Here is a 6,352-nt window from a genome sequence, read left to right as displayed (position 1 = left end):
CGGCAGCACGTTCACGGCAGCGGACGGCAGCTACTGGTTCAACCTCCGGCCGTCCAACACCGAGCCCTACCTGCGCGTCAACGCCGAAGCCACCGACCACGCCACCATGGAGCGCGTCCGCGACCGCGTGCTCGCCCTGGTACGGTAAGGCAATAGACGATTCTCTGGGCTGCCACCCCTGTTATTACTTGTTCGGGTCGTTACAGGTCAGCCATCACAGAACCCGGCTTCTCGATAGCCTCGGCCACGTAGCGCAAGAATCCGCCCGCCGTGCCTCCATCGCAGACACGGTGGTCGAACGTCAGCGTCAGCTCGGTGACCTTCCGGACTTTGAGTTCGCCGTTGACTACCCACGGCTTGTCGATGATCCGGCCCACGCCCAGGATGGCAACCTCCGGATAGTTGATGATCGCCGCCGAGCCGTCCACGCCGAACACACCGTAGTTGTTGAGCGTGAAAGTGCCGCTGGCCAGGTCGGAAGGTGTCGCTTTGCCGTCGCGTGCGGCGGAAGTTAGCCGCTTGATCTCTGCGTCCAGTTCCCGGGCGCTGAGCCTATCTGCGTTGCGGACGGACGGAACCATCAGGCCCCGGTCCGTCTGGGCGGCAAAGCCCAGGTTGACTCCATCGAAGGCGACGATTTCCTGCTGTTCGCCGCCGGACGTGTCCTCCGCAGTGACGATCCTCGTGTTCAGTTCCGGATACTTTTTTAACCCAGCAGTGACAAAACGGGCAATGAAGGCCAGGAGGCCGGGAGCATCGTGTCCCTCTTTTTTCTTCAGCTCGGCTCGCATCTCAACGAGCGCCGTCGCGTCGACATCTACCCAGACCGTTGCTTCAGGGATCTCGGAGCGACTGCGGGTCATGTTGGCGGCTACCGCCTTGCGGACGCCGCGGACCGGGGTGCGGCTTATGACGCCGAGGCCGGTGCGGGCGTCGGCACTGGGCTTGCTGGTTTCGACAGGCTCAACCAGCGGTCGGCGCGGGGTTTCGACAGGCTCAACCAGCGGGCTCGCTTCGGTTTCGACAGGCTCAACCACCGGAGGATTGATGGCGGCTTCGACGTCGCGGCGCATGATCAGGCCGCTGTCACCCGAGCCCTGCACATGGCCGAGGTCCACGCCGTGTTCCTTAGCCATTCGACGGACCAGCGGGGAGATGACAGCCCCTAGCTTGCCGGGGACGCGGGTGCGCGTCAGAAGGAGGTCGTCGGCGGCAGTGGTCAGCTTTTCGGCTTGCCTCTTGGTTTCGACAGTATTGGTTTCGACAGGCTCAACCAGCGAATGCGCACGGCGCGGGCGGGTCCGGCGCACGGTTGCGGTGCCACCCGGGGTGCCGTATCCGATGAGGACGTTGCCGGAGCCGGCTTTCTCTTCCTCGCGGTAGGTTTCGGCTGCTGCTTTGGTTTCGACAGGCTCAACCACCGGGGTCTTGGTTTCTGCAGGCTTGGTTTCGACAGGCTCAACCAGCGGGGACTTGGATTCGGCACCTGCGGTCTCGACAAGGTCGACCGGCGCGGTCACCGAGATCAAAGGCTTGCCCACGTCCAGGGTCTGGCCTGGTTCGCCGTGCAGCTCGGCGACGGTGCCGGCGTACGGGGACGGGACTTCCACCATGGATTTGGCGGTCTCCACTTCGGCGATGGGCTGGTCCACACGGATTTCGTCGCCGACGGCCACGAGCCAGTTCACGAGTTCGGCTTCGGTGAGGCCCTCGCCCAGGTCGGGGAGGAGGAATACTTTGGTTTGGCTCATCTGATCAGTCTTCCCACTGGAGGTCGTCCACGGCGTCGAGGATGCGGTCCACGCCGGGCAGGTAGTAGTGCTCGAGTTTCGGGGCCGGGTACGGGACATCGAAGCCCGTCACCCGGCGGATCGGCGCGGCAAGGTGGTGGAAGCAGCGCTCCTGGACGCGGGCCACGATCTCGGAGGACACAGAGGCGAAGCCGTGGGCCTCGGCGATCACCACAGCGCGGCCGGTCTTCCGGACGGAGGCGGCGACGGTCTCGTCGTCGAACGGCACGATGGTGCGCACGTCAATGACTTCCAGGGAGCGGCCCTCCTCAGCCGCGGCGGCAGCGGCGGCGAGCGCGGTGGGCACGGACGGCCCGTACGCGATTAGTGTTGCATCGGTACCGGGACGGGCGACGGCGGCACGGCCTTCCGTGGAGGTCCCCCGTTCGGCGTTGGATTCGTGCTCGCTGCGGAGCGCCTCGAGATCCACCAGGTCCTTGGACCAGTAGAGCTTCTTGGGCTCCATGAACATCACGGGGTCGTCGGAGTCGATGGCCTCCCGGAGCATGCGGTAGGCGTCTGCCACCGTTGCAGGGGTGTAGACCTTCAGACCGGCGGTGTGGGCGTAGTAGGACTCGGACGAATCGCAGTGGTGCTCCACTCCCCCGATGCCGCCGGCGTACGGGACGCGGATGACCATGGGCAGTTTGAGGGCGCCTTTGGTCCGGTTGTGCATCTTGGCCACGTGGCTGACGATCTGTTCGAATGCCGGGTAGGCGAATGCGTCGAACTGCATTTCAATGACGGGGCGCATGCCGTTGATGGCCATGCCCACGGCCATGCCGACGATGCCGGATTCGGCCAGCGGCGTATCGAAGCAGCGCTGTTCGCCGAAGGTCTTGGTGAGGCCGTCGGTGATGCGGAAGACGCCGCCGAGCATGCCGACGTCCTCGCCGAACACCAGGACGGACTTGTCGGCGTGCATGGCGTCGGCCATCGCGGTGTTAAGGGCCTTCGCCATCGTGACCGGCTGGGGGCCGGCCGCCTCGGCGAAAGCCGCGGCAGAGGCGGCCGCCCTCGCCGTGGCGGAGCTGACGTTGCCGTTGGCCTCGGACGAAGTGGTGATGGTGGGGCTCATCGTGCGGCCTCCGTGTCGGATGAAGCGCCGGCGCTGGCGTCGCGGGCGAGCTCGTCGGCGAGCAGTGCGGACTGTTCCTTGAGCTGCGGGGTCGGGGTGGAGAAGACGTGGTTGAAGAGATCCTGCGGGTCCACGGGGACTTCCTCACTGAGGCCGTTGCGGAGCTGCGTGGCAACCGCTTCCGCTTTTTCAGCGATCCGGGACTCGCCTTCGTCGTCCAGCAGCCCCTTGTCCGTCAGGTACCTCTTGATTCGCGACAGCGGATCGCGGGCCACCCACTGGGCCACCTCGCTGTCCTGGCGGTAGCGCGTGGCATCGTCCGCATTGGTGTGCGCCTGCATGCGGTAGGTGTGTGCCTCCACGAGGAGCGGTCCGGAGCCTTCGCGGGCGAGCTTCACCGCACGGTCCAGGACCGCGAGGAGGGCCACGACGTCATTGCCGTCCACGCGTTCGCCGGCCATGCCGTAGCCGACGGCCTTGTGGGCGAGCGACGGTGCAACGGACTGGTGCGCGAGCGGCACGGAGATGGCGTACTGGTTGTTCTGCACGAAGAAGATCACCGGAAGGTGGAAGACGGCGGCGAAGTTCAGGGCCTCGTGGAAGTCGCCCTCGCTGGTGGCGCCGTCACCGCACATGGCCAGGACGACGGTGTCCTCCCCGCGCAGCTTGGCAGCGTGGGCGACGCCGACGGCGTGGAGCAGCTGAGTGGTGAGCGGGGTGCACTGGATGCCGACCTTGTGCTTGGCGGGGTCGTAGCCGCTGTGCCAGTCGCCGCGGAACAGCGTCATTGTCTGCACCGGATCGACGCCGCGGGCCATCACGGCGACGGAGTCCCGGTAGGTGGGGAACATCCAGTCGCCCTCCGACAAGCAGAGCGCAGCTGCCACCTGGCAGGCCTCCTGGCCGTGGCTGGAGGGGTAGACGGCCATGCGGCCTTGGCGGACCAGGGCGGAGTTCTGGTCATTGACCCGGCGCCCGACGACCAGCTGCTCATAGGCGGCCAGGAGTTCCTCGTCACTCGGCAGCGGGTACTCGTGGCCCGGTTCGGTGCCCTGCTCGGAGTGCGGTTTGAGGTTGCCGTCCTGGTCCACCATCTGGATCTGGTGGCGGGCCGGCAGCATGTAGTCCTCGACGGTGATGCCGAATTTGCGCACGGCCTCGGCCGCGGCGCCTTCAAGGTGCAGGTCTTCCGCCTGCTCCGGCGCCTGCCCGCCCTGCGCTGCTTGCTCGGGGGCAGTGTGGTCCGCGGAGATCGTCATTGGTCCGTCCTTCTGTAGCCACTATTCGCTCTCAGTATCATCCCGGACGATGTTTCGTATCCAGCCCCAGCGAAAATCGTGGAGAACTTTTGGATATTGCCCTACTCTGAAAGACAAATCGTAAGTGTGAGCTGGGTTACCGACGGGAGTAGTAGACAAATGGCAGGAGCCGATCCTGGGCAGGTCGCGGTGCCGCTCGACGACGTGGACCGCAACATCATCGCGGAGCTGACGCGGGACGGACGGATGTCAGTGACGCAGGTGGCCGAGAACGTCCACATCTCGCGCGCACACGCCTACACGAGGATCGCCCGGCTGACCGGTGAGGGCGTGCTGACCAAGTTCACAGCCCTGGTGGATCCGATCAAGGCCGGCCTAAAGTCCTCCGCCTACGTGACGCTGAAGGTGCGGCAGCATTCCTGGCGTGAGCTCCGAGAACTGCTGCGGGCGATCCCTGAGGTGCACCACATCGCGCTGGTTGGCGGGGACTTTGACGTCATCTTACTGGTGCGGGCCGTGGACAACGTGGACCTGCGGAGGGTGATCTTCGACCAATTGCAGTCCATGCCTGGGGTGCTGGATACGCAGACTTTTCTCGTGTTTGAGGATGTGGATACGCGGTAGCTTCCTGACTTCTCACTCATCCCCCTTCTGACATAAAGCTGCGCCGCGAGACGAGATGTTTGTACAGACCGGTTGAAGATACCGTCCGATGATCACGTGTTTGAATAGCATTCCTCTGGGCGCAGAAACACCGACCAATGGGTTGCGGCCAGCCGTCAAACAATTGCGGTGAACCATGTCAACGGCCTTACATCGCGCCCGATCGCATCGGCGCGGAGCGTGGCGCCTTCAATCGGGCGCGTTGTTGAAATGAACTCAAATCTGTCGCCTGGGCTTCCAAATCGGGACCCAATCGCGTCTGATCCTTGCCTGGCGCGTCCAAAAAGGCATCCATCCGTAGAATCACTAGCAGAAGCACAGACATCAAGGCAGTCATGGGCGTAATCGTGATCACGCCATAACCGGTCTGCAGCGCACCTATGAAACCCAGGACCATGCCCCCGGCTGCAACACTCCGCCACGACCCCCTGCGTATCATCATCATTGCGGCCCATACGCTCATGAGAAGGACAATGAGGAAACCTATCCCAGCCACCAGACCGGCCCGATACACACTGGCAAGGGGAGCATTCGCTACCATATTGACCGCGTACGACACGGCCGCATTTCGAAACTCTGGGCGTCCCCACCCGAGACCCCATAACCAATCGTTGGTCATGATGGACGAAAACTGGTCTAGGGCTTCGAGACGGTCCACAGACCCTACGTCTTGCTGGCCAAAACTAGTCAACAGCCGCTGCCGCGTAACAGGTATCGCAAACACGAGCGCAGTGACTCCACCACTCGCAACCAGAACGCCCGCCCTCCGCCCGAGATTTTTCCGATTGAACACCACAAAAATTATCAAGGTCGAAGCGAGCGCGAGCATTCCACCGCGACTGAGCGTTGCCACAAGCGCCACGAGAAGTACACAGACTAGCCAAAACCGGCCGTGACCTTTGAAAAGCAAGAAAGCAATAACAACCGCTACAAAAAAGAACATAGCTGCAATATTCGGATCCACGAAACTGCCCGATAGTCTGGCAGCGACCCGTTCGCCGTTTTGCAGAAAATATGCTTGACTGTCGTCCGCATTCCGCTGATAACCGATCGCACCCAAGAGGTTAAGAAGAAATGATCCGCCAGGCACAATGCTGGCTAGGGCGAAAATTGCACCAGCGGCGGTCGCGACAACAAACGTTCGGGCAAGCTGGCGTATTTCGTGTGCAGTGTGACGAACTAGAACTAACACAAGACTGACTGCGATGGCCCATTTCCAAAACTCGATATCGTCGGAAAGCCCGAACCGCCCTCGAGTCGCTATGTACGCCAAGAAGCTTGCAAACAACAATCCAAAAACTGCGATAAGTCCAGGTTTCCACACCCCTCCAGAGGCCGGTTTCGGGATCAAGCCTATGGCTACCGATATCCAATAAATGACCGTCAAACAGAGAATCAACTGAATCTGAAACCCCAACAGCGGCACCGCGGAAAAAGGTGCGGCACCAAGGACGATCATTATGCTCTTGGCGATCAATACAGGTCGACGAAAAACGATGGCAACGGCAATAGGGCCGGCGATGAGGGCCAAAGCCACGGTCCGCCACATCCCGTCGGCCATT

The 6,352-nt window shown here is 62.7% G+C and carries 5 protein-coding genes and 1 pseudogene; 2 read left to right on the top strand and 4 right to left on the bottom strand.

Annotation, left to right across the window (positions count from 1 at the left end):
* Nucleotides 1–148 (top strand): annotated as a pseudogene (gene manB / locus AC3A3W_RS05100) (phosphomannomutase/phosphoglucomutase); the annotation flags it as partial.
* Nucleotides 149–200: 52 nt separating this feature from the next.
* On the opposite strand, the gene AC3A3W_RS05095 reads toward manB, so the two are convergent.
* From AC3A3W_RS05095 to pdhA, 3 genes are read right to left on the bottom strand one after another with little or no spacing between them, the layout of a single operon-like run.
* Nucleotides 201–1,751 (bottom strand): dihydrolipoamide acetyltransferase family protein, encoded by a 1,551-nt coding sequence (locus tag AC3A3W_RS05095; protein WP_487440854.1) that lies wholly within the window; start codon nt 1,749–1,751, stop codon nt 201–203.
* A gap of 4 nt (nt 1,752–1,755) precedes the next feature.
* On the bottom strand, nt 1,756–2,868 hold the full coding sequence (locus AC3A3W_RS05090; RefSeq protein WP_487440852.1) for an alpha-ketoacid dehydrogenase subunit beta: 1,113 nt from the start codon (nt 2,866–2,868) through the stop codon (nt 1,756–1,758).
* Nucleotides 2,865–4,127 (bottom strand): pyruvate dehydrogenase (acetyl-transferring) E1 component subunit alpha, encoded by a 1,263-nt coding sequence (pdhA, locus tag AC3A3W_RS05085; protein WP_487440850.1) that lies wholly within the window; start codon nt 4,125–4,127, stop codon nt 2,865–2,867. Before pdhA ends, AC3A3W_RS05090 begins: the two co-directional genes overlap by 4 nt.
* A gap of 159 nt (nt 4,128–4,286) precedes the next feature.
* On the opposite strand from pdhA, the gene AC3A3W_RS05080 reads away from it, so the two are divergent.
* A complete protein-coding gene (locus AC3A3W_RS05080; RefSeq protein WP_487440849.1) occupies nt 4,287–4,751 on the top strand; it encodes an Lrp/AsnC family transcriptional regulator in 465 nt (154 codons plus the stop codon).
* A 187-nt stretch (nt 4,752–4,938) separates the two neighbouring features.
* On the opposite strand, the gene AC3A3W_RS05075 is transcribed toward AC3A3W_RS05080, so the two are convergent.
* Nucleotides 4,939–6,351, bottom strand: coding sequence for an O-antigen ligase family protein (locus AC3A3W_RS05075; protein WP_487440848.1), 1,413 nt, complete (start codon nt 6,349–6,351; stop codon nt 4,939–4,941).
* Between the last annotated feature and the right edge of the window lies 1 nt (nt 6,352).

Source organism: Arthrobacter sp. Soil_N43 (assembly GCF_057655195.1).
The sequence above is the reverse complement of the archived record's forward strand: the minus strand, read 5'-3'. Positions and strand labels throughout refer to the sequence as shown.